The sequence below is a fragment of the Treponema sp. R6D11 genome, assembly GCF_054786075.1.
Window position 1 is genome coordinate 1 of the sequence record NZ_BDHD01000517.1, and the last position, 860, is coordinate 860.

At 53.4% G+C, this 860-nt stretch carries 1 protein-coding gene; it reads right to left on the minus strand.

The features are described from left to right. Positions 1 to 860, minus strand: an 860-nt coding sequence (locus ACYVTD_RS14380; RefSeq protein ID WP_461248403.1) for an amino acid kinase family protein, incomplete at both ends; no start/stop codon positions are given.

The window sequence follows — 860 nt, forward strand, 5'->3', positions numbered from 1 at the left end:
GCGGCTATTTCGCCCTGGGATTCGCCCCAATCGTGCAGGGCGCCGCACGCTCGGATGGAGCCGTCTATCTCCAAAACCGAATAATCGGCCTTTTTTTCTTGAATTTGCTCGGGATTCCGCCTGATAAGTACGCCTTTTTGCATTAAAGGCTCCATCATTCGCAGAATATCGGGCAAATCCCTTGAATGGAAGGCCCGGATCGAGTCGTATTCATCGTTATAAACCATAGTTCCCACGCCAAGATTGGAAAAAAGCTCCTTTAAGACGACGCCTTCTTCTCTTGCGTCCAATAAATGCACCCTGTGGACGCCCGACCGGCTCGCATTTAGCGCCAATTTAAGCTCGGACGTGAATTGGGCGGGAACGGAGCTCGAATTTATTAGCGTTTCCGCCTGTTGGGGGGTAAGCCTTACAAGGCTCCCGTCCGGCCTCGCTTCCAATTTTTCCTTTTTGTTGAAGTCTTTCACGTTGAGCCTGTCGTGGGCGGACAAAAAGAACAGTTTTTCCGCTTTTAGGGCGGACGCGACCGCGAGGGCGATTTCGGCGCTCGGCACGTTGTAGGGCTTTCCGGACGGGCTCCAGCCTATGCAGGGCAGAATCGGAACCATGCCCAGGTTCAGCACCCTTTCCAGCGAATCGGTAAAAATCTTGTCCACGATGCCCGCGTGTTCGGTGTCGACGCCGTTTTGGACCCCGATCCCCCTCGCCCGCACAAAGTTGCCGATTAGGGCTTCCACCCTGCTTGCGGTAAGGAACGTCATAAATTTGCTCGCTACGTCGAACGCCGCCATTTCGACAAACGGAATGGTCTGTTTTGTCGTGATGCGGACGGGGAAATTATCTATTGAAGTATATTGGGA